Here is a 24440-nt window from a genome sequence, read left to right as displayed (position 1 = left end):
TTTTTTTAAGTCCAGGCTGAAAACTGAATTTATTTTGATTGAATTACGGCTACTCCGTCAAAATAATCTCCGTTCTGCAGACTAACGTATAGAACTCTGTCAGCATTAGTAGTATTTTGATTCATTGTTATAATGATTGTTTTTCCGTCTTTTCTTTCAACCTGAAATTCTGATTTAGTTATTACGAAGTTTTTTGAAAGTAAATTCATTTTAGTTAAATCTACAGATTCATTATTTAAGCGAATACCATTAAGCCACCAGCCATCATTTTCTGTAAAAACGGTAACAGTACTGGAAGATGAACTAATATTAAATTCCTTTTTTGAAAGTTTAATATTATCATCCCAATCTCCCTCTTTTCTAGGACTGATTTTATCATTATCACACGAAACAAGTGACAATAACATTATCCCTAATAAGCTCATTAGTAATTTTAGTTTCATAATAAATTAGTTTTGTTAGTTAACTCAAATTGAAATTAATCAAATTTTTCTTGTAAAGTCAATTTTATATTAAGATGACTAAATTTAAACTTAGTTGCGTTTTTTTTTAGTTTTCAGTTTTCAGTCACGGTTTTCAGTTTGTGCTGGAATTCAAAACTTATCTCTAAAATAAAAACCCGACAGCTTTTAAAAACCTGTCGGGTTTTATTTTGTAATCCAACCTGAAAACTGCGGCTGTAAACTAAATTTATTTTGACTGTATAATATTTATATAATCGAGGTAATTACCTTCCTGAAGAGTAACAACAAGAGTTCTGTCCTGATTTGTAGTATTTTTATTGATATTAATTATTATAGTAGTTCCATCTTTTCTTTCGATCTTGAATTCATTATATTGTAAAATAAAACTCTGCTGAGCGGCTATTTCACTGTTAAAACCAAACCTTTCGTCATTTATTCTTAGATCGTTTAGCTTCCACCATTTTGATTGCGAAGTAATAGTAACCGAATTTGCTTCTGAACTAAAAGTTACTTTTTTATTAGAAAGTTTGATTGGATCACCGCCGCCTCCTATAGCGCCGCCTCCGTCATTTTGATCACTACTACAGGAAATTATTAAAAAGGAAAGCATAGTAAACAGGGTAGATAAAAATCTTGTTTTCATAATAATCTGATTTTTGGAATAATAAATATTTGTGGTTATTCTTATTTAAGATAGTCAAATACAAAAATGGTTGCGTCTTTTTTGGAAGTTTTCAGTTTACAGTCGCAGTTTACAGTTTGAACTGAAAATCAAACTTCTATAAAAAAATAAACCCGACAGGTTTTAAAAACCTGTCGGGTTTGCTATATCTGAAAACTGAGACTCTAAACTGAAAACTTATTCAGCTGCCATAAACTCCTCCGCTTTTTCTACCATATTATAGCTTCCGCAGAAAAACGGAACTCTTTGGTGAAGTTCAGTTGGCTGGATTTCCATAATTCTTCCGAAACCATCTGTTGCTTTTCCACCCGCTTGTTCGGCCAAAAAAGCCATTGGGTTACATTCATATAATAAACGTAATTTCCCTTTTGGCGCTTTTGAGCTTGTTGGGTACAAATAAATTCCGCCTTTTATCATATTTCGATGAAAATCGGCTACTAAACTTCCAATATATCTTGATGTATAAGGTCTGTCTTCTTCTTCACGCTGGCAATATTTTATATAATTTTTTACTCCTTGCGGAAAATGAACATAATTCCCTTCGTTTACTGAGTAAATACTTCCGTCTTTTGGAAATTTCATATTCGGGTGTGAAAGATAAAAAGTTCCAATTGCCGGATTCAGTGTAAAACCATTTACACCATAACCTGTGGTATAAACCAGCATTGTCGAAGTTCCATAAATTACATAGCCTGCTGCTACCTGATTTATTCCCGGTTGTAAAAAATCCTCGCTTGTTACCGGAGTTCCGATTGGTGTAACTCTTCTGAAAACAGAAAAAATACTTCCCACAGAAACATTAACATCAATGTTTGAAGATCCATCAAGCGGATCCATTAAGATCACGTACTTATTATTATGACAGTTGTCGCTCCCCTTAACTGTAATAAAATCGTCGTTTTCTTCTGAAGCAATACCACAGACAATCTCACGGTTTATTAACGTCTGGATAAATACTTCGTTTGCATAGACATCTAATTTTTGCTGGTCTTCTCCCTGAATATTACGCTCGCCTGCGGCGCCAATAATATCTACTAAACCGGCTTGGTTTACTTTATGATTAACAACTTTGGCTGCTAATCGAATCGAGTTGATAATACGGGAAAGCTCTCCCGACGAATATTGAAATGCTTTTTGGTTCTCAATAATAAACTCTCCCAGTGTTTTATTGCGTTCTTCCATTACTATATCGTTGTAGTTTTAATTTTAAGTCACAAATATCGTTTATTTTGTGAGAATGATTTAAAAATTATTTCGTTAGTTTGCTACAATTGTATATTTGCTAATTAATGGCAAAAAGTACTACAGAATAAAATGCTTTTTTAGCTAATAGTTAATTAATAATAAGAATAAATGAATATTAGAAAAGGAAATCCTGAAGATATGAAGTCGGTCTTGGGATTAATACAGGAGCTGGCAATATTCGAAAAAGAACCTGACGCTGTTGTTATTACTGAAGAAGATTTAGTGCGTGACGGATTTGGGGAAAAACCGCTTTTTCAGGTTTTTGTAGCAGAGATTGATTCAAATGAAACCGATAACGGAAAAGAAATAGTAGGAATTGCATTGTACTATTACCGCTATTCAACCTGGAAAGGAAAAACAATACACCTTGAAGATTTAATTGTAAAAGAAAAAATGCGCGGCACCGGTTTAGGAACGGCATTGTATTCTGAAATTATGAAACAAGGAAAAAAAGACAACGTTCGAAGAGTAGAATGGAATGTTTTGGCCTGGAATACGCCGGCGGTTAATTTTTACAAGAATTCGGGCGCAAGAATTCTTGATGACTGGCAGGTTGTTCAAATGGATGAAGCAGGAATTGGTTCTTACTTAGAAAAATTATAACTTTTTGCCACAGATTATTAGGATTAAAATGATTTAGAATCTATGTCAAGTTCGCCACGAATTACACAAATTAGCACGAATTAATTAGTAGAAATTCGTGGCGAAAAAAGAATAAATCTACAGCAAAAAAAACATAAAAGAATACCAGATTTCATTTAATCTGAAATCTAAAATTAAAAATCTAAAATTAAAAATGAGAGTATTTAAATTTGGTGGTGCATCGGTAAAAGATGCTGAAGGAATTAGAAACGTATACGACGTTTTACAAAAAGTGGGTTATGAAGATGTGATTTTGGTCGTTTCGGCAATGGGGAAAACCACAAATGCTCTTGAAGTTGTTATCAAAAATTATTTTGATAAATCGGCAGAGTTAAATTCATCTGTACAGGAAATTAAAAAATATCACAATCAAATATTATTAGATTTATTTGAAGATGAAAATCATTCTGTTTTTGCTTCTGTCAATGAACAGTTTTCAGAATTAGAATACTTTTTGGCTCATAATAAATCTCCAAACTACAACTTCGTTTACGATCAGGTAGTAAGTTTTGGGGAGTTGATTTCTACTAATATTTTAAGTCATTATATGAATTTCAGAGGAATTCAGACGCAATGGCTTGATGTTCGTAATTTCATTAAAACTGATGCAAATTACAGAGATGCAGGTGTTGACTGGGAAACAACTCAGCAAAATATCAGCAAAAATGTTCCAAGAAAACAACTCAATATTACTCAGGGATTTTTAGGTGCTGATGAAAATAATTTTACAACAACTTTAGGACGTGAAGGTTCTGACTATACTGCGGGAATTTTTGCTTATTGCTTAAATGCCGAAAGTGTAACAATTTGGAAAGATGTTCCTGGAGTAATGAATGCCGATCCGCGTTATTTTGAAAATGCGAGTTTATTAAACCAAATTTCTTATCGTGAAGCTATCGAATTGGCGTTTTACGGAGCAACAGTTATTCACCCAAAAACGTTACAGCCGTTACAGAAAAAAGAAATTCCGTTGTACGTAAAATCGTTTGTGAATCCTTTATTAAAAGGAACTTGTGTTTCTAAAGGTGTTGATTTAGAACCGCAATATCCATGTTTTATTGTAAAAAAAGAACAACTTTTGATTTCGCTTTCTTCAATTGATTTTTCTTTCATAATGGAAGAAAACATTAGCGAGATTTTTGGTTTATTCCACGAATTCAAAATCAAAGTAAACCTGATTCAAAACTCTGCAATTAGTTTCTCTGTTTGTGTAGAAGATAAATTTGGAAATTTCCCGGAATTAAATGCGATTCTTTCGAAAAAATTCAAAGTAGAATACAGTGAAAATGTAACGCTTTATACGATTCGTCACTTTACTGAAGAAGCTGCACAAACGGTTGAAAACAATAAAGAAGTTTTATTAAAACAAGTAAGTCGCGAAACGATGCAGATTGTTACTAAAGAATTAAACTAGGACTTTATAAAAAAGGTAATTATTAAAATTCAGAATATGTTGAAAAGGACTTCACTTTATTAATGAAGTCCTTTTTTTATTTTAAGATTTTTCCTATTTTTATTAATTAACTTTACTCTGTCTAAAATATTCCTAGTAATGAATTCTAATGAACCTTCCGAAGAAGAAAAAAACAATTGGCAAAACAATCCTAAAAACTGGATTTGGGGTATATTCTACTATAATCCAGAGGATAAGAGAATGTTTCCTCCAAAGAGAATAAAACAAATGGGCTGGACAATTAATTTTGCCAACCCAAACTCAGTTTTCTTAGCAGTTATATTAATACTTATTGTAATGATATCGTCAAGATATATCAGGTAATTTACCTCGCCCTGCTATTTTCAGATTGCTCAATTTCAGTTTTTTTATAAGTAGTCTTTTTAGAATTCCCGAAACTATATGTTGCAATGAGTTTAAAATAATTTGTGGTGTAAGTTCTGTGATAATAAATTTGAGTTTGTCCTACTTCATAATTACCCGAAACCATAAACTTATGGAAGATATCATTTGCCGTAAAATTAAGTTTTAAGGCATCTTTAAAAAAGTTTCTTTCAATTCCTAACGTTACAGTCGAACGGCTATTATCACTTCCTAATCCGTAGCTTCTGTCTCCTAAATACCAGGCTAAAAGCTGAAGTTTAAAAAGTTTAGGAACAGTAAAAGTATTATTCGAATATAGATAAAACTGTGGTTTAACCGGACTCATTTCAAAAGAATAAAAATTATCAATTGATTTGGTTAAATTCATACTTACTGTATTTGTAGAATTCCACCATTTTACATTAAAAGATCTTGAAAGTGAGCTAAAGAAAACATGTCCTTTTTCAAGATTTAAAGCTCTTAAAACATAGCTGTTTGGCGTATCGCCCTGCAAAGCAGCTGCAGAAATTGGGTCAATTCTAAAAGTATAACCAATTTTAAAATCAAGCTTTTTGTACATCGTTCCTATTTCAAAAGCATGTGTTTTTTCAGGAAGTAAATTTGGATTTCCTTCGATTGTCGTAAACGGATCCTGATAAACCACAAACGGATTTAGCGCCTGATATCTGGGTCTTGTAATTCTGGAAACGTATGAGAAATGCCCTTTCCAGTCATCTGAAAAATCAAAATTCAAAAGTAAATTTGGAAAAAAATTCCCGTAACTCTTTTCAAAATTTTGTATTCCGTTAGCATTTGTATATAAATTATAACTTGTTCTTTCTGCCCTTGCACCAACAGAAAAATTAATGTTTTTACCCAGCGTACTTCCGAAATTGAAATAGGCCGCGGCAATTTTTTCATTGTATGTAAAATCACTCGAAAGATTATCATCAAACTCAAAATTCATATCATCAGCATCTGTAGTAAAAAAATCAGTTCCAGATTTTATATCTGCATAACTGTACTTCGCTCCCAAATCCAGTTTGGTGTTTTCGGCAATCTTTTTAGAATAATCAGCCTGAATTGCCATTATATTAATGGTATTTCCAACATCATTTTTCAAATAACGTTTCCCGTCGGTTTCGTTTATAATACTATTTTCTTCAATAAAATCGCCAACCTTTCCGTTATAATTAGAATATTGAGTTCCTATAAATAATGACGACCCTTTAGGGTCTGTAATCGCATTAAAATTCAAATTGATAAACTGATTTAGTAAAACATCATTTTTAGCAATATCTGTCGCATAAAAACTATTGCCCGAATTATTTGTTATCGAATTTCGGCTTTCAACCGTTCCTCCCAAATCTTCAATATTGCCGCTGTAAGCGAGTGAGATATAACTTTTCTCCGAAAAAGAATACTGTAATCCCAATCCAAAATTGGAATAATTATTAAATTCTCTCAGCCAGTCGGTCGTTAAAACCGATTTCATATACATATCAGGATTTGGGCGTGTTCTGATTGTATACAACAGTTCTCTTCCTTTGCCCAACTGTAATCCGTAATTAGAAATAAATGAAAAATTTCCTTTTGTGTAATTGAAATCAAAAAGCGTGTTGGTGCTGGTTCCGGCAAATTTTGAAACCGTAACATGCTGGTTTGCCGTTCCCATAATACCATTTTCGTTACTTTTTTTGGTTATAATATTGATTACCGCTTTCCCTTCGGCATCGTATTTTGAGGACGGATTTGAAATCACTTCAATTTTAGCAATCTGCGAAACGGGAATCGCCGCAAAACGTTCGTAGTTAATTAAAATTCCGTTTAGATAAATAATCGCTTCGCCTTTTCCAAGTACGCTGATTTGTCCTTCGGCAACCACAAGATTTGGAACCCGGCTCAATAATTCGTTTACAGAACTGCTCGTGGCTAGTACAGTTCCGTTTACGTTAACATCGATTGTCCCGTTTGCGCCATATTTTAATAATGATGGATTGCTTTTAATCACAACTTCATTTAACTGATTATTATCTTGATCTTTAATTATAGAATCTGGAACAGACTGTGGTAATGTCGTTTTTTCTAATAGTTTATCCTCTTCAACATAAGATTTATCTCGATTATTTTTTACAGCTTGTGCTTTTACTTCGATTGATGAAAAAATCAGGCAATAAATAGAAATAACAACAACAATAAGAAACTTCATAAAATTTAGGGATTAAGATTTGACATTTTGTAGAGACAAAAGTCAGTTCTAAATCACGAAATGAGGTAATCGAAAGCGAAATCAGGAGTACGGATTTATAAATCAATACTCTGTTTTAAGGCTGTAATACCTGAATTTGATAGTTTAAAGGCGTAGTTCCAGTATGTTTTTTAAAGGCGGCGAAGAATGTTGATTTTGAATTGAAACCTACATCATACCCAACCGATTCTAAAGTGAGTTTATCATTGGATGTAATAATTTCGCAGGCATTCTGTATTCTGAATTCATTAATATAACTGGTAAAATTCTTCTTGAGATTATTATTCAAAAACTGCGATAACTGGTAACTCGGTATATTTATTTCTTTGGATAAATCTCGTAAACTTAAATTCGGATTTTTGTATAATGTTTTTTCTCTCATTACTTTTTCGAGTTTTTGAGAAATAATTACAGCTTCTTCTTCATTCAGTTTTTTGTCTTTTTGAATGTTGAAAACAAATAAATCATCCGTTCTTTTTCGGTATAAAAGAATCGAAATAATTAAATACAAAATAAAAGTAAAAGCCAGCGCTCCGGTAATACAGGATATAAACGGAAATCTGATAAATCCTAAAAAGTAAAACAGGAATATCGAAGTATTTCCTAAAAACACCATTGCAAACCATTTTTCTGACGGACTCGAATTGTTGAAATTTTGCATTACTTTTTGAAACAAAATTCGATTTTCGAAACCTGAAAAGAAAAGGTATGAAAACCATTGAAGGAAAATAAAAGCCACAAAATAGTTATTCCATAAAACGGGATAATTTTCATACGGAAAAACAAAACCAATACTCAAAATAAGTAAACTCCAAATTGCTAAATGCAGTTTCCAGTTGACAGAATTAGTATTTTGAATTCCTGACTTTAATGAATAATATAAAAATGGACCGATTAATAAACAGGAAGAAAGACCAATTTGAAGATAGGTTTTTGGCAGATTATGAGCAAAATACACCCAAACAGTAATGGCAATTCTTATGCTTAAAGCTAATAATGAAGCTCCAAGAAAAAGATTCGTAAGGTATTTTTTTTGAGTGAAAAACAAAAAATACAAACTCAGAATAAATCCGTTGAAAGCACCCAAAGCGCCAAAAAAGAATAATATTTCTTTACCAATACTCATAATTTTACGTTTGTAAAGCCTGAAGCTGATAATTTAAAGGTGTTGTTCCGGTATGTTTTTTAAAAGCCGCAAAAAATGTTGATTTTGAATTGAACCCAACATCATAACCAACTGATTCTAAAGTGAGTTTATCATTTGATGTAATAATTTTACAGGCTTCGTTTATTCTAAATTCGTTGACAAAACTGGTAAAATTTTTTCCCAGATTATTATTCAGAAACTGCGATAATTGATGACTCGTAATATTAATTTCCTTTGATAAATCCTGCAGGTTTAAATTCGGATTTTTAAAAAGGCTCTTTTCGTTCATAATATTTTCCAACTTTTCGGCAATAAGTATAGCTTCTGCAGATTCAATTTTTTTGGCTGAAATTTTTGGAGAACTTAACAAAAACAAATCATCTGTTCTTTTTCGGTACAAAAGAATCGAAATTACCAGATATAAAATAAACGAAAAAACTACTGCTCCGCTTATATAGGTTGCGGCCGAAGCACCCATAATGGCCAGAAAGTAAAAAAGAAACAACAGGAAATTCCCAAAAAAGAGCATTCCAAACCACATTTCTGAAGGTGACGTTTTTTCTTTTAAACTAACCATTTTCTTTAAAACGCTGCTTATGGTAAATGCAGAAAAAACAATATAAGCAAACCATTGTGCGTAAATGAGTTTTATAAAATATTTGGTCCATAATTCTGGAAAATATTCATACGGATAGGCGATCCCAACAACTATAATGAGTACTGCCCAAAAAGCCAAAATTATTTTCCATAATTTGGGCATGATCTGGATTTCTTCAACTCCTGATTTTAGAAAATAATACAAACAAGGCCCGATAAAAAAACAAGCTGTAAGTCCTATCTGCAGATACATTTTTGGCAGTTCGGGATGAAAATAAACAAAAACAGATTTTCCAATCCTGATACTTAAAGCAAATAAAAGAGCTCCCAGAAAATAGTTCGTAAGGTATTTTTTCCTGGTAAAAAAGAAAAAATAAATCCCCAGAATAATTCCGTTGAAAGATCCCAAAGCACTAAAAAAGAATAAAAGTTCTTTGCTAGTATCCATAATTTAAGTTTGTTATATTCTAAACAAAGCTAAAAAAAAGATTGGTTTATGATGAGAATTATATTTCAAAATAATCAAAGTATGCCTTATGAACGTACATATAGTCCAGAAATTCACAATTATAAATACTACTTTTGAATTTTCGGAGTTAAAATATTTATGGTGAAAAAATTACTGTTTTTTGCGGTGCTGTTTTGGTATTCCGGGCTTATGGCGCAGGATACAGAATCGTTGTACAAAACCAAAAAAGTAATTGCCGTAAAAGACACTATTCACCTTGAAAATTTTAGTATTAATTCTGGTTTCTTTCAAATTTTAAACACTAAAAACCAGCCTGTTGATTCGACTTTTTATAAAGTGGATTTTCAAAAAGGAACACTTCTTTTAGATGAAAAATTTATTTCTGTTTCAGATACTTTAATTGTCAATTATCTTAATTATCCTGATTTCCTGACTAAAGAATACGGGCTTTACAAAGACAGTCAGGTGGTAACGAATGATGTTGGAACTGAAAAACTCTACAAAATCGACAATAATGCAAATGCCAAAAAAGTGACTCCGTTTGATGGCTTAAATACTTCCGGAAGTATTACGCGCGGTGTTACAATAGGAAATAATCAAAATACGGTTTTAAACTCCAATCTGGATTTACAGATTACCGGAAAAATTTCAGACAAAGTTACCTTGCGGGCATCGCTGCAGGATAATAATATTCCGCTTCAGGATGGCGGTTATTCTCAAAAACTAGATCAGTTTGATAATATTTTCATGGAACTTTTTACAGATGACTGGAACATTCGAGCCGGAGATGTTTTTCTTGAAAACCGGAAAACACAATTTTTAAGTTTCAATAAAAAAGTTCAGGGACTTTCTGCCAGTTTTGATTTTGATACAGAAAAAAGTAAAACCAATGTTTTTGCTTCGGTTTCGTTTGTAAAAGGGCAATATGCCAAAAGTACTTTTACGGGTCAGGAAGGCAATCAGGGACCTTATAAATTAAAAGGCCAAAATGGCGAATTGTATGTTTTGGTCATTTCGGGTTCAGAACGTGTTTATGTAAATGGTGTTTTGCTGAAACGTGGCGAAAACAACGATTATGTTATCGATTATAATGCGGGTGAAATTACTTTTACCTCGCTGTTTACAATTACTTCAGAAATGCGAATCAATATCGAATATCAATATTCTGAAAGAAATTATAACCGACTGGTAACTTACGCCGGAGCCACAACTGAAAATAAAAACTGGAGTTTTGGAGGTTATTTGTATTCAGAAAATGATATGAAAAACCAGCCTTTGCAGCAAAATCTTTCTACAGAACAAGTTCAGATTTTGGCTCAGGCCGGAGACGATCAAACTAAAATGACAGCACCTTCTGCTTATGAAGACACGTATTCAGAGAATAAAATTTTATATAAAAAAACGATTATAAATTCAGTCGAAGTTTATGAATATTCAAACAATTCTGCCGATGTTTTATATAATGTAAAATTTAGTCTTGTTGGTAATAATCTCGGGAATTACATTGTTCAGAACAGTACTTCGGTAGAAAAAATTTACGAATATGTTTCGCCTGTAAACGGCATTCCGCAGGGAAATTACGAACCTATTGTTCAGTTGGTTGCTCCCATGAAAATTCAGGTGGCGACTTTTTTAGGAAAATACAATCCCGATGAAAAAACCTTCATTGATTTTGAAATCGCTGTAAGTAATAATGATAAAAACTTATTTTCCGGAATTAATGATTCTGACAATGAAGGTGTTGCTTTTAAAACCAATATTAAAAAACGTCTTTTTACCAGAAACTGGACTTTAGACGGTTTTGCCAATTATCAATTTGTACAAAATGATTTTAGATCGGTTGAGCGTTTGTATAATATTGAGTTTAATCGCGACTGGAATTTAAATTCGACTCTTTTAGGAAACCAAAGTTTATTGGTTACCGGCGTAAATTTTAATTTGTTTGCCAAAGAAAAAACTTCAAATATTGGTTTGTTTACTTATCAATTTGAAAAGTTAGATTTTAGCGAAAGTTATTCGGGAGCGCGCCATACAACGACGGCTTTATTTAAACTTAAAAAATGGACAATTGAGAATCAAGGAAGCTTTTTAAATTCTGATGCTGCAACTTCGACATCAAAATTCATTCGAAATCAAACTAGAACCAAATATCATTTCGGAAAAAACTGGATTGGCGGCAGTATGCAGATTGAAGACAATCAGGAAAAAGATAAAGCAACCAATCAATTTTCGTCTATAAGTCAGCGATTTTTAGAATACGGCGCTTTTGTGGGTCGGGGCGACAGTACAAAAGTTTTTGTTGAGTTGGGATTTTTACAGCGTAAAAACGATAGTTTACAAAATGGTCTTTTGCAGCACGTAAATAATTCGCAGACTTATTATTTAAAATCAAAACTAATTCAGACTAAAACAACTGATTTAGCCGTTTATGCCAGTTACAGAAATCTCGATTTTACTGATTCAAGCAAAGAAAATGAGCCTTCATTAAATTCGAGAATTTTGTATAATGATCGTTTTTTTAATCAGTTTATGCAGATTGGAACGACTTATGAAACCAGTTCCGGAACTATTGCGCAGCAGGAATTTACGTATGTAGAAGTGCCAACGGGACAGGGAGTTTATACTTGGAATGATTATAACGGAAACGGAATTCAGGAACTGGAAGAGTTTGAAGTTGCGGCATTTCCGGATCAGGCAAAGTTTATTCGAATTTTTCTTCCGAACCAGATTTATATTAAAACCAATCAAAACAAATTTTCGCAATCGGTTATTTTAAATCCATCGCAATGGCAAAATGAAAAGGGAATCAAAAAACTGCTTTCCTCTTTTTACAACCAGACTTCTTTTATTATGGATAGAAAGGTAAAAAGTGAAGGCGATCGTTTAGAATTGAATCCGTTTTATTCATCAGATGAAAATATTTTGGGCTTAAATTCAAGTTTTAGAAACAGTTTGTTTTACAATCGCGGCAAACAAAAACATTCTGTTACGTATTCTTATCTTATTAATAATGGTAAAAGTTTGCTTTCTGTAGGTTCTCAAAATGTTAAAAACAATTCGCATCAATTACAGTATACACATTTGTATCAAAAAAGCTGGCTGTTTAATTTCTTTACTAAAACCATCAAAACAGATTTAATTTCAGAAGATTTTGCCGAAAAGAATTATGATTTAAAAGGCTATCAGGTGGCGCCAAAAATTAGTTATTTGTTTTCTAAAAATACAAGCTTGGATTTTTTCTATGAATTTCAAAACAAAGAAAATCGAATTGGAAATCTGGAATCGCTGATTCAAAACAGACTTGGTGTATCGTTTTCATTTGCCGGAGAAAAGAAGGTAACACTAAACGGTGAGTTTTCTTTTTATGAAAATAAATTTACCGGAAATGAATTTTCATCTGTAGGTTTTCAAATGCTTGAAGGGCTTCAGGCCGGACAAAATTTAGTCTGGAAACTGCTTCTGCAAAAGAATATTACTCAGTTTTTAGATGTTAACCTGAATTATCAGGGGCGTAAAAGTGAAACCGGAAATACAATACATACCGGAAACGTACAGCTTCGTGCTTATTTTTAATGCGTTACGAAAAACATAAGAATTAATTGCTTAATTTTAATTGAAAATTTAAACTCTAAACCATCATGAAAAAATTAGTATTACTTTGTTTCTTAGTAGTATTATCTACTAATTTCTACGCTCAGGAAACTACAACAAAAGAGGCAAAATCTAAAACAGAAGCTAAGGCTAAAAAAGCAAAAGCAGATGCTGATAAAGCAAAAGCTGACGCTAAAAAAGAAGCAGACAAAGCTACGGAAGCATCAGCGAAAGCTAAAAAAGAATCAGCAAGTACAGCTAAAAAATCAGCAGATAAAGAAGCGGCAAAAGCAAAAAAAGAAGCTGATAAAGCTACAGACGCGTCTGCAAAAGCAAAAAAAGCTTCGGCAAAAGCTGACGACGCAAAAGCAGATGCAAAGAAAGCAACTGCAAAAGCTGACGATGCGAAAAAGGATGCTGCAAAAGCTAAAAAATCAGCCACTAAAACTGTAAAAGAAACCAACGAAAAAGCACCAAAAACACCAGATAAGGTTACAGGAGAATATAATGGTAAAAAAGTATATACAGGACCTAAAGGCGGAAAATATTACATTAATAAAAACGGAAACAAAACGTATATTCAGGATTAAGAGACTAAGGTTCTAAGGTTCTAAGGTACTGAGGTACTGAGGTACTAAGAGATTCTCAGATACAATACTGAAGCCGAACATAAGTTCGGCTTTTTATTTGGTTAGAAAAACTTAGAGCCTTAGCATCTTAGTACCTTAGAACCTCAGTATCTTAAATTAATAATTTAGTAATATGTGCGAAATAACACAAGAAACATATTTATTTATCTTCGTTTTTTAAAAGCGTATAAAAACTATGAGCATTGATTATTCTGCTAACAAAACTATATTAGTTGCTCCTTTAAACTGGGGACTGGGACATGCTACACGATGTATACCAATAATTAAGGCGCTCCAGGAAAATAATTACATTCCGATTATTGCTTCTGATGGTGTTGCGCTGGCTTTATTGCGAAAAGAATTTCCCTATGTACAAACTCTGGAACTGCCTTCTTATCATATTGAATATGCAAAGAATGGTAAAAATTTTAAATGGAAGCTGATTAAAAATCTTCCAAAGATGATTACTGCCATTTTAGATGAAAAGAAAATCGTAAATACCTGGATTAAAAAACATGGTATTGACGGTATTATTTCAGATAACAGATTGGGGGTTTTCAGCAAAAAAGTGCCTTCGGTTTTTATGACGCATCAATTGAATGTTATGACCGGAAACACAACATGGTTTACGAGTAAATGTCATCAGCATATTATCAAAAAATATACAGAATGCTGGGTTCCTGATTCTAATGAAGGTGTAAATCTTACAGGTGAATTAGGCCATCTTAAAACAAATGAACTTAACCTGAGATATATTGGCCCTTTGAGCAGAATGAAGAAAAAGGAAACGCCAATGGTTTATGATTTGATGATTATTTTATCCGGGCCTGAACCTCAGCGTACTTTTCTTGACGAAAAACTACAGAAAGAAGCAGCTAAATTTAAAGGTAAAGTTGTTTTTGTACAGGGAATTGTAGATAAAACACAGGAAAAATGGGAAGCCGGAAATGTAACGTATTACAATTTTATGAACTCTAAACAGCTGGAACAGACTTTTAACGAAAGTGAATTTGTGCTTTGTCGTTCTGGTTATACTACTGTTATGGATCTGGCTAAGCTGGGCAAAAAAGCTTTTTTTATACCTACGCCGGGACAATATGAACAGGAATATCTGGCGATAAAACTTCAGGAAGAAAATCTTGTACCTTATGCAATGCAAGACGACTTTACAATTGAAGATTTATCAAAAGTAAAGTCGTTTAAAGGTTTGTCTCAGTTTGAAAATGATATTGACTGGGACTTGTTATTTAGTGTTTTTGAAGATCCTTTATAAAATAAAAAAATCTGTGTTAATCAGCGACTTTGCCGAAATTAACACAGATTTTTTATTTTTTAGAAGTTGAACTGCGCTTGTAATCTTAACACATTTCCTTGTTGTCTGTTGATTGGAAGTGCACTGTCAACAAAAGTTCTGTCGGCAATTACATATTCAGCTGTTAATTCAAAAGCTTTAATTGGCTGCCATTCTACGCCTAATTCGTAATCTCTTACGACATAACTTCTGGCATCTTTTTCATATTTTTTTCCTCCATCATAATATTGAAATTTGGCAAAAGGATAAATATGCTGTTTTTTTAAATCCCATTTATAGTTTAATAAAACATATCCACCGTTTAAATCAGTTTCGTCAACTGTATTGGTTAATGTGTTATAACGAGGCCCTTTTCCAATATTATACTCAGTTTGAATTCCGAAAGGTCTTGGGTATAAAACAAAGGTTGCTCCCAATCTTTGGTCTTTTACATACTGAGGATCATTTACGGTAACGCCGTTAGAAATTTCTCCGGTAAAAGCCCATTTTCCTGTATAGGCCTGAATTCCCGGTTCAATAATTTGGCTTCCAATTACAAATGGATATGTTACTCTGGCCACAACATTTAAGTCTCTGTTTCCATCAAGTTTATTAGCAATTTGCCCGTTGTAAACTCCAAAAGCAAATACTCCAAAATCTCCAGAACCTTTGTAACCGTCTTTTACCAGCATTTCAAATCTTTTTCTGATTTCAGCAGGAGCCCAATAGAAAAACATTCCTAAATCACGTTCATTTAATATCGCACTGTTTATGGCATCGGAACGGTCTAGAGTTAAACGTTGTGAACTAGACTGCATGTTTTCAAAACCATACGGAATTTTACTTTGCCCGATACGAACACGATATTCTTTTTTCTTATCAAAAGAAAGATCAAAATAAAGATCACGAATCTGCACGAAATTTTGAATTCCGGTAACTGGTGAACTCGCAAAATCCGGTTGAAAATAAAAGAAAACATTTGGATGTACTTGTCCTGAAAATACTAAACGGGCACGGCGAATAAAAAGTCCGTTGTTTGCTTTTGCATCCGGAGCTGTAGAAGTTGTTCCCCAGGATTTATCACATTGCTCACATGAAACTTTATCATTTGTAGAAAAAAGACCATTGTATCTAATTTGGGCATAACCTCTTAAAGAGATTCTGTCGTACCAATGTTCTTCAACTCCTCCTCCGGATTTAGTCTCCGGAAGTTTTGCTTTATTAATAGAATCTAAAATACGCATTACTTCGTTTTTTACATCCTGCTTGCTTATTTGTTGTTTGTTTGTTTCCTGCGCATTAGCAGCACAAGTAATCAGTATTAAAACTGCTAAAATTTTTCTTTTTATCATTAGTTCTGTAATTCCCTTAATTTCAGGATGCAAAGATGCATCACCTGTGTTAAGAAATCATTAACCAGATGTTACTATAATAAAAATTTAATGTTACCGACTAAATCGGTATGTTGATTTAACGTTAAACGCCTTTGTTTTAAGGCTTCTAACGAAATCGGGTTTACTATTTTTTAACGTCCGCTTTTTGCAATTTGAATGCTTTTTCGAGCGTAAATGAGAATTCTGAACCAATTCCGAACTCACTTTCTACATAAACTTTCTCTTTGTGAGCTTCAATAATATGTTTTACAATAGCCAAACCTAAACCAGAACCTCCTTCAGAACGAGTTCCGCTTTTGTCAACCCGGTAAAAACGTTCAAAAAGCCTCGGAATGTTTTGTTTTTCAACGCCTTCTCCATTATCGCTAATACGAATCAGGACTTTTTTCTTGGTTAAGTTTACAACGCCAACTTCAGTTAATCCGCCTTCTTTTCCGTATTTAATTGAATTTACAATAAGATTTTCCAAAACCTGCTGAATTCTGTCCTGATCTCCGCGAATAATAACTGATTGAACATTTTTACTTTCAAAAGCGAGTTTGATTTTCTTTTTATCGGCTTTCATTTCCAATAAATCGAAAACATTCTGAATCAATTCAACAATGTCAAAATCAGTCATATTCAAATCTAAATCACCAGACTCGAGTTTGGTAATCATATCAAGATCTTCTACTATATATATAAGACGTTCTACTCCTTTTTCGGCACGTTTTAAATATTTTTTTCGAATGTTTTTATCGTCCATCGCACCATCAAGCAAAGTCGAAACATAACCCTGAACGGTAAATAATGGTGTTTTTAATTCATGCGAAACGTTTCCTAAAAATTCTCTTCGATATTGTTCACGAATTTCGAGCATTTCGATTTCGAGTTTTTTATCAGTAGCAAACTTTTTTACTTCTCGCGAAAGCGTTTCCATATCGGTCGTAATCGGCTGGTTGATTAATGTTGTCGATTCTAATAACGAAACCTCATCGTAAATTTTCTTAACTCTGCGATAAATAAACCGTTCTACACGATATTGTAAAACCAGAAAAGAGAATATGTAAATTGAAATAATAAAGACTATTCCAAATGCGATTTGATGTTTTAACTGGTTTTTGTAAAATAAGGACATTAATATCAGCACAAAACCTGTAGAAAACAGACTTATATATAATGCTGATTTTATGGCAAATTTGTATGTTTTTTTAAAATTGATTTTCATTGGCAACTATTATTTTTTACCATATAAGTGATATAAGTTCATTTAAAAGTAAAACTTATTTCTATCGATAACCTAATTGTTTAAAAAAGAAATCTTTGTCAAAGTTTGAAACTTTGACAAAGATAAACTTTGATACAAAAGTATGTATACTATAATTTAAATGAACTTATATCACTTATTGGTTCATTTTTTTTGCAGTACTTTTAGACTTCAAATTTGTAGCCTACCCCTTTTATGGTTTTAAAAAGATCTTCGCCAATTTTTTCACGAAGTTTTCTGATGTGAACGTCAATTGTTCTTCCTCCTACTACAACTTCATTACCCCAGACTTTATCAAGGATTTCATCTCTTTTGAAAACTTTCCCTGGTTTTGAAGCTAATAAATAAAATAATTCGAATTCTTTTCTTGGTAAAGCAATTTCTAAATTACCTTTTATGATTTTATATTCTTCGCGGTTAATCTCGATTCCTCCTACGTTTATAGTATCTGTAACGACTTCTTGTTCTTTTAATCTTCTTAACAGAGCCTTTACTTTAGATACTAATAATTTTGGTTTGATTGGCTTGGTAATGTAGTCATCAGCACCAGCATCAAAACCAGCAACTTGCGAATAATCCTCGCTTCTTGCGGTTAAGAATGTTATGATAACGTTATTTAGCTCAGGAATTTTTCTAATATGCTCGCATGCTTCCATTCCATCCATTTCAGCCATCATTACATCCATAATAATTAATTCCGGCAATTCTTTCTGAGCCTTAGCTATAGCATCTTTTCCATTAGAAGCTGTAACAATCTGGTAGCCTTCCTGAGCAAGGTTATAGCCAACGATTTCTAAGATATCTGGTTCGTCGTCAACTAATAAAATCTTAGTTTGTGTTTTTTTCATAAATAGCAAAAATTGAGATTTTTACATCAAATCTTCTTAATTATTTATCCGATGTTTTGTATTTCACAGCGTAAATATACTAACAAAAGAATCGTTAAAAATTAGTGTTAACGGTAATTTAATCTGGTAACAATTTGATAATCTTAACAACACAAAAACATAACAAGTCCGTAACATGGACTTTACAGCGCGGTTCTTTCTTTGCACAAAAATAAATTAAACACAACACACTAATGAAATTCAATTTAAGATTTCTATTTATTGCACTATTTATCTGTACGATTTCGATCGCGCAAAACAAAGGTACGATTTCTGGCGTTCTTACCGACAAAGAATCGAACAATGCAGCTCTACCTTTTGCTAATGTTTTAATTAAAGGTACGAATATTAGCGTAAACACGGACATTGACGGAAAATATTCGTTGAATGTAAATCCTGGAAACTATACTGTTATTTTTAGTTTTGTAGGATATGAAACCAAAGAAGCTCCAGTTACTGTAAAAGCAGGCGAAACTGTAGTTATAAATCAGGTACTTTCTTCTGGAAGTTATACTCTTAAAGATGTTGTCGTAAAATCGACAGCAGGAAATAAACAAAAAGAATCCGCATTATTATTAGATCAAAAAAATGCAGTTTCATTTAAAGCAGCTATTGGTGCTGAAGAGATTTCAAGAAAAGGAGTTAACGACGTCGCTAATGCAGTTGCAAAAGTGAGCGGAGTATCTAAACAAGATGATTCTGGAAATGTTTTTGTAAGAGGTTTAGGAGATCGTTATAATGTTACAACATTGAATGGCCTTCCATTACCATCAAACACTCCGGCGAACAAAAATATTCTTTTGGATATTTTTTCTACTAGCATTGTAGATAATATTGCTATTAGTAAAACTTTTGAATCTCAAAATTATGCAGATTTTGGAGGTGCAAATATTGATATCAGTGCTAAAAAATTCAGTGGAAAACCTTTTATCAGTTTCTCTATCGGAACAGGTGCTAATACAAACGTTTTAGGACAAGATCATTTTTACCTGCAAGACGGGCCTAATTATTTTGGTTTTAAAAAAGTTGGTGTTCCTACTGCCCCACTTCAACCATATAGTTATTCAACAAGTTGGGACAGAAAAGAAAACAAAAATGTATTGAATGCTTTCTACACTTTATCAGGAGGAAAAAAATTTGAGATCAATGATGAAAGCTCAATTAGCACTTTTGTTACTGGTTCATTTAGTGCAAGAAACAAATATACTGAAGGTTACAGCAGAGGAGGAATTACTTCTGACGGAGATATATTTTCTGACTTTATCAGAACTTCTTACAAGCATAGCACTACTACCACTGTTATGGGTACGGCAGATTATAAAATTAATAACAAAAACTCTATATTCTTTACTTCATTATTCTTAAACTCAAGTGATCAGGATTATAGTGAGTACGAAGGAACAAACCAAAATTTTGACGGTGGTGGAGATGCTCAACAACAAATTTCAGGTTTTATTAAAAGAGGAACTTTTGAAAGAACTCAATTAATTGTAAACCAATTGACAGGAAAAAACAAATTCAACGATCAGTGGAATTTAAATTGGGGAGTAGGATACAGTATGTCTAACAGTGCAGTTCCAGATCGTATGCAAAACTCTTTTGTTTATGCTCCTGATGCTGTAAATTATACATTCTTTACGAATTCAAATATTAACAATCACAGATTTTTTCAAGACTTGAAAGAAAATGAAATCGCAGCAAATGTTGCTCTTTCATATAATTTCAAAAAAGGTAGTGACGATATTTATAAAGGAAAATTAACAGTTGGTTATTCTGGAAAGTTCAAAGATGTTGATTATGACATGGAACAATATTCATTCTTCCCAAACAGAACTACAATTTCTTTTCCTAAAGAAGACATACATCACGTAGATAACTATTTAGATCCTGCACACTGGGGTTCATCTTACTCAAACAGAATTCACCAATTGTATACTGGAAATTTAGATATTAATGCTGCATTTGCTAATGTTCAATATTCTTTAACTGACAGATTGAGTGTAATATTAGGTGCTAGATTAGAACAATTGACTCAAAATGTTTTCTTTATCACAACAACTGTTCCTCAAGGCGGGAATTCTGATGATTCAAAGTTTAACATTTTACCAAGTTTAATTTCTAAATATACATTGACTGATAAACAGAATTTAAAATTCTCTGCAAGTAAAACTTACACACTTCCTCAGTTTAAAGAAAAAGTGCCAATTATTTACGAAGATGTTGCACAAGCATATGAAGGAAATCCAAGATTGTATGCTTCGACAAATTACAATTTCGATTTGGGATGGGAATTTTTCCCAAAAGCAGGTGAACTTATTTCTGTAACTGCATTTGGAAAAATTATTCAAAATCCGATCAATGAAATGTTTCTTAACTCTTCATCAAATGATATTTCTTATGCAAATACAGGAGATAAAGGAACTGTAGCCGGAGTTGAAGTTGAGTTTAGAAAAGACATTCTTGAAATTGAAAAAGAAGATAATTTAAAGACAAAACTTTCATTTGACGCAAACGGATCCTATTTATATACAAACCAAGATCTAAGCAATGATAAAGTAAACAATGAAAATGATTTTGGAGCAAACTTTACTTTTACAGAAAGTAAATTGACAGGAGCTTCTAATTTTCTTGCAAATGCTAACCTTTCATACTTAAATGAATTTTCAGACACTAAAAATATTTCTGCAACAGTATCATACTCTTATTTTTCAGATAAATTAGCAGTAATTGGAACTTCAAGAGTTGGAAACATGGTCGATAAAGCTGTAAATAAGCTAGACTTCATTTTTAATACAAGTCTAACAAAAAATTTAAAATTAGGTTTTATTTATAATAATATCCTAAACCCAACTTTCGAACGCGTACAAGAACAAGGAAAAGTACCCGGAAAAGAGTCTGTGGGAGATATTACAGTAACATCATATAAAGCAGGTTCTGATCTTAGACTTACTTTAAACTATACATTCTAAGAAAAGAATCTTCCAACAAACTAAAAAGGTGATTAGCAATGCTAATCACCTTTTTTTATTACCGCTAAATTTCAATGTAAATTTTATATTAAGTCAGATTCTTTTTTATACAATATACTTAATGTATTGTTAATGCCGTCTTAACTCAGCAAAAACATATGTTCTTTTACTTTGCCTCAGTAAATAAAACATAAAAACACAACAAAAATGAAAAAAAGTTTTTTTGCAATGGCTGCAATATTAGGACTTGCTCTTACAAGCTGTAGTTCTGACGATAACAACAAAGACGAGAACAAAAGTTCTTTCGTTTTAAAAGTTGACGATTTAAAAGGTAACATCAATGATGGTGTTGTAACTTTAGACCCTACTCAAACTTATACTTTGACAGGAGGTTTAGTTGTTAAAGGTGGAGCTACTTTGGTTATTCCTGCCGGAACTGTAATCAAAAGTTCTGCTACTGCAGAAGCAACTTCTTTATATATCGCTGTAGAAAGAAATGCTAAAATTAACATTAATGGTACTGCTGCTAAACCAGTTATTATGACATCTGGAAAAACAAATCCAGCTCAAAGTGACTGGGGTGGATTAATCATTGCTGGTAACGGTAAAGTAAACACTGGAGATAATGGTACTTCTGAAGTAGGTGGTTTAAGCTATGGAGGTAATGATAATGCAGATTCTTCTGGAAACATTAATTTCTTAAAAATTTCTTACACAGGTTCTAAATATACTTCTGAAAAAGAATACAATGGAGTTTCTTTCTTCGGAGTAGGTTCTGGAACTGTAGTATCTGATATCTACACTTTCGAAAGTGGTGATGATGGAATCGAATTCTTTGGTGGAGCTGTAAACGCTTCTAACTTAGTAATCATAAACTCTTATGATGATTCATTAGATTTCGCTGATGGATGGCAAGGTACTGCTACAAACGTTTACATTAAAGGTGTTTCTAAAGCAGGTGTTGAAGGTTCTACAAACGCTAAAGATCCTAGTGGGGCTACTCCAATGACTAATGCTAAAGTAACTAACATCTCTATCGTTAAAGGTGGTGCAACTTTCTTAGCTGATGAAAAAGCAATCAACTACAAAGAAGGTGGTGGAAAACAAGCTTACACAAACTTATATGTTGCTGACGGTATGCCTGCTGCTCTTGCTAAATTATCTACTGATGCTGGTGCAACTGCAAATATCGCTGCTGGTAACTTTACAATCACAAACTATACTTTTGGAGCTTCTGTAACTGATTTTACAGGTCCTAAATTATCAGGAACAACTACTGGTGCAACTGGTGCTGGTGCTGGTGCTGAATTACCTACTTGGGCTAACTGGACTAAGTAATTAGAATAAAAAATATAAATAAAACCGTCTGAATAATTTTCAGACGGTTTTTTTATACTCTAAATATTCCTCCAAAACAATGGTTCTGTCACTTGTTAGAAGCAAAAAACATTGTCTTTATTTCTAATAACTTCGGAAACAAAATGTTAAAAACATCATAAATCATATCGATGTTTTTTTTTGGCGTAGTTTTTGTAATTTTTTTTGTATATTTACTTACACAAATAAATGCGATGGCAAAAAACTACTTTTATATTATATTCTTATTGGCTTTTTTCTTTACTGTAAGTGCTTCGGCACAAGACAGTAAGCAATTACCAAAAACTCAGGACGCTGCGGGTATTGAGGGACTAAGCTTGTACCCTAACCCAGTTACCAGCGGAAGAGTATATATTTCTTCTAAAAATGATTTAGAAAAAGAAGTTGTAGTTTTTGATATTCTGGGAAAAAGAGTTCTCCAAACGCATTTAGCTTCACGAGAACTGAATGTTTCAGATTTAGTTCCAGGTGTTTATATCATCAAAATAAGCGAACAAAACACTTCTTCAACCCGAAAATTAATTATCCGATAAATATAAAAAGCTCCTTCACAGGAGCTTTTTTAGTTTTTAGTCCTGTCGCGATTTTCAGTTTATACAATACAGCAAAACTGACAACTGAAAACCGAGACTGAAAACTAAAAATTAAATATCTTTGCACAAAAAAAGTTTTGATTACATCTACCGATATATTTACTATTTCAAGCCACAAACAATTTGAAAAAACAGCATTAAAAGTCTTTCGCTTTCAATACGCGAATAATGTGGTATATCGTGATTTCTGTGACTTTTTAAAAACAGATATTCAACAGGTAAAATCATTACAGCAAATTCCTTTTTTACCCATTCAGTTTTTCAAAAGTCACAATGTAGTTTCAAATGAAAATCCTGTGGAAGTTACTTTTACCAGCAGCGGCACAACCGGAATGGTTACTAGCCGTCATTTAGTGACCGATGTTTCCCTATATGAGGAAAGTTACCGCAAAGGCTTTTCTCAATTCTATGGAAATATCGAAGATTATGTTGTTTTAGCGCTTTTGCCGTCTTATTTAGAGCGCGAGGGATCTTCACTTATTTATATGGTCGAAGATTTAATAAAACTATCCAATCAGCCTGAAAGCGGGTTTTATTTACACAATCACGACGACTTAATTAAAAAGTTGACTGAACTTGACGAAGCTGGTCAAAATGTGATTCTAATTGGCGTTACTTACGCTTTATTAGATTTAATTGAAAAGCATCAATTCGACCTTCAAAATACCATTATTATGGAAACGGGAGGAATGAAAGGAAAACGCAAAGAAATGATTCGTGAAGAACTGCATGAAATACTTTGCAAAGGTTTTGGCGTTTCTTCTATTCATTCAGAATACGGAATGACAGAACTTTTAGCTCAGGCTTATTCTCTTGGTGAAGGTGTTTTTGAATGTCCGTCGTGGATGCATATTTTAGTTCGCGATCCCGAAGATGCCTTAACGTACATACAAGACGGAAAAACTGGCGGTATAAACGTAATAGACTTAGCCAATATTAACTCTTGTTCTTTTATTGCGACGCAGGATTTAGGCAAAAAAAATCCCAACAACTCTTTTGAGGTATTGGGACGTTTTGATAATTCTGATATTCGTGGGTGTAATTTGATGGTTTTATAGTTTAATCGTTGATTTGTTTATTCATTTAATCGGCTTCAAACTCGATTAAACAATTAACCGATTAAACAGTTAAACTACTCTAATCACAAAGTAAT

Annotated in this window: 19 protein-coding genes; 10 read left to right on the top strand and 9 right to left on the bottom strand. The window is 32.7% G+C overall.

What is annotated here, in order from left to right; all coding sequences use genetic code 11:
- Positions 1 to 29: 29 nt before the first annotated feature.
- The 3 genes from ABDW27_RS00355 to fbp all read right to left on the bottom strand — a co-directional run bounded on the left by ABDW27_RS00355 (position 30) and on the right by fbp (position 2328).
- On the bottom strand, positions 30 to 443 hold the full coding sequence (locus ABDW27_RS00355) for a hypothetical protein (RefSeq protein ID WP_343694086.1): 414 nt from the start codon (positions 441 to 443) through the stop codon (positions 30 to 32).
- A gap of 247 nt (positions 444 to 690) precedes the next feature.
- The gene (locus tag ABDW27_RS00350) at positions 691 to 1107 is read right to left on the bottom strand and encodes a hypothetical protein (protein WP_343694085.1); all 417 of its coding nucleotides are present in this window, start codon (positions 1105 to 1107) and stop codon (positions 691 to 693) included.
- A 216-nt stretch (positions 1108 to 1323) separates the two neighbouring features.
- A complete protein-coding gene (gene fbp, locus ABDW27_RS00345) occupies positions 1324 to 2328 on the bottom strand; it encodes a class 1 fructose-bisphosphatase (RefSeq protein ID WP_343694084.1) in 1005 nt (334 codons plus the stop codon).
- A gap of 171 nt (positions 2329 to 2499) precedes the next feature.
- On the opposite strand from fbp, the gene ABDW27_RS00340 reads away from it, so the two are divergent.
- The 3 genes from ABDW27_RS00340 to ABDW27_RS00330 all read left to right on the top strand — a co-directional run bounded on the left by ABDW27_RS00340 (position 2500) and on the right by ABDW27_RS00330 (position 4810).
- The gene (locus ABDW27_RS00340; RefSeq protein ID WP_343694083.1) at positions 2500 to 2994 is read left to right on the top strand and encodes a GNAT family N-acetyltransferase; all 495 of its coding nucleotides are present in this window, start codon (positions 2500 to 2502) and stop codon (positions 2992 to 2994) included.
- 193 nt (positions 2995 to 3187) lie between these two features.
- A complete protein-coding gene (locus ABDW27_RS00335) occupies positions 3188 to 4447 on the top strand; it encodes an aspartate kinase (RefSeq protein ID WP_343694082.1) in 1260 nt (419 codons plus the stop codon).
- Between the two features lie 138 nt (positions 4448 to 4585).
- Entirely contained in the window at positions 4586 to 4810 is a 225-nt protein-coding gene (locus tag ABDW27_RS00330) for a DUF5808 domain-containing protein (protein WP_343694081.1), read from the top strand.
- Position 4811: 1 nt separating this feature from the next.
- Here the strand turns inward: ABDW27_RS00330 and ABDW27_RS00325 are convergent, their stop codons facing one another.
- The 3 genes from ABDW27_RS00325 to ABDW27_RS00315 form a co-directional block, all read right to left on the bottom strand.
- Positions 4812 to 7058: a TonB-dependent receptor gene (locus ABDW27_RS00325; protein ID WP_343694080.1), complete on the bottom strand. Its 2247-nt coding sequence runs from the start codon at positions 7056 to 7058 to the stop codon at positions 4812 to 4814.
- A gap of 115 nt (positions 7059 to 7173) precedes the next feature.
- Positions 7174 to 8223, bottom strand: a complete 1050-nt coding sequence (locus ABDW27_RS00320) for a helix-turn-helix domain-containing protein (RefSeq protein ID WP_343694079.1) — start codon at positions 8221 to 8223, stop codon at positions 7174 to 7176.
- Positions 8224 to 8227: 4 nt separating this feature from the next.
- Entirely contained in the window at positions 8228 to 9289 is a 1062-nt protein-coding gene (locus ABDW27_RS00315; protein ID WP_343694078.1) for a helix-turn-helix domain-containing protein, read from the bottom strand.
- Positions 9290 to 9448: 159 nt separating this feature from the next.
- Between ABDW27_RS00315 and ABDW27_RS00310 the strand changes: the two genes are divergently transcribed.
- The 3 genes from ABDW27_RS00310 (at position 9449) to ABDW27_RS00300 (ending at position 14803) form a co-directional block, all read left to right on the top strand.
- Complete coding sequence (locus ABDW27_RS00310; protein WP_343694077.1) at positions 9449 to 12883, top strand: hypothetical protein; 3435 nt, start codon at positions 9449 to 9451, stop codon at positions 12881 to 12883.
- A 65-nt stretch (positions 12884 to 12948) separates the two neighbouring features.
- Positions 12949 to 13491: a hypothetical protein gene (locus ABDW27_RS00305; protein WP_343694076.1), complete on the top strand. Its 543-nt coding sequence runs from the start codon at positions 12949 to 12951 to the stop codon at positions 13489 to 13491.
- Positions 13492 to 13726: 235 nt separating this feature from the next.
- Entirely contained in the window at positions 13727 to 14803 is a 1077-nt protein-coding gene (locus ABDW27_RS00300) for a glycosyltransferase (RefSeq protein ID WP_343694075.1), read from the top strand.
- Between the two features lie 59 nt (positions 14804 to 14862).
- On the opposite strand, the gene ABDW27_RS00295 is transcribed toward ABDW27_RS00300, so the two are convergent.
- The 3 genes from ABDW27_RS00295 to ABDW27_RS00285 all read right to left on the bottom strand — a co-directional run bounded on the left by ABDW27_RS00295 (position 14863) and on the right by ABDW27_RS00285 (position 18309).
- Positions 14863 to 16173, bottom strand: a complete 1311-nt coding sequence (locus ABDW27_RS00295; protein ID WP_343694074.1) for a porin — start codon at positions 16171 to 16173, stop codon at positions 14863 to 14865.
- Positions 16174 to 16339: 166 nt separating this feature from the next.
- Positions 16340 to 17422 (bottom strand): ATP-binding protein, encoded by a 1083-nt coding sequence (locus ABDW27_RS00290; protein WP_343694073.1) that lies wholly within the window; start codon positions 17420 to 17422, stop codon positions 16340 to 16342.
- Between the two features lie 203 nt (positions 17423 to 17625).
- Complete coding sequence (locus tag ABDW27_RS00285) at positions 17626 to 18309, bottom strand: response regulator transcription factor (RefSeq protein ID WP_343694072.1); 684 nt, start codon at positions 18307 to 18309, stop codon at positions 17626 to 17628.
- A 233-nt stretch (positions 18310 to 18542) separates the two neighbouring features.
- Here ABDW27_RS00285 and ABDW27_RS00280 point away from each other — a divergent pair, with 233 nt between their 5' ends.
- From ABDW27_RS00280 to ABDW27_RS00265, 4 genes are all read left to right on the top strand, one after another.
- Positions 18543 to 21317, top strand: coding sequence for a TonB-dependent receptor (locus tag ABDW27_RS00280; protein WP_343694071.1), 2775 nt, complete (start codon positions 18543 to 18545; stop codon positions 21315 to 21317).
- A 207-nt stretch (positions 21318 to 21524) separates the two neighbouring features.
- Positions 21525 to 22655, top strand: coding sequence for a hypothetical protein (locus tag ABDW27_RS00275; protein ID WP_343694070.1), 1131 nt, complete (start codon positions 21525 to 21527; stop codon positions 22653 to 22655).
- Positions 22656 to 22888: 233 nt separating this feature from the next.
- Positions 22889 to 23227, top strand: coding sequence for a T9SS type A sorting domain-containing protein (locus tag ABDW27_RS00270; protein WP_343694069.1), 339 nt, complete (start codon positions 22889 to 22891; stop codon positions 23225 to 23227).
- A gap of 137 nt (positions 23228 to 23364) precedes the next feature.
- Complete coding sequence (locus ABDW27_RS00265; protein ID WP_343694068.1) at positions 23365 to 24345, top strand: acyl transferase; 981 nt, start codon at positions 23365 to 23367, stop codon at positions 24343 to 24345.
- The last annotated feature ends 95 nt before the right edge of the window (positions 24346 to 24440 follow it).

The organism is Flavobacterium sp., assembly GCF_039595935.1.
In the GTDB taxonomy this organism is placed as follows: Bacteria; Bacteroidota; Bacteroidia; order Flavobacteriales; family Flavobacteriaceae; genus Flavobacterium.
Note: the sequence above shows the minus strand (reverse complement) of the source record. Positions and strands in the feature narration are given on the sequence as shown.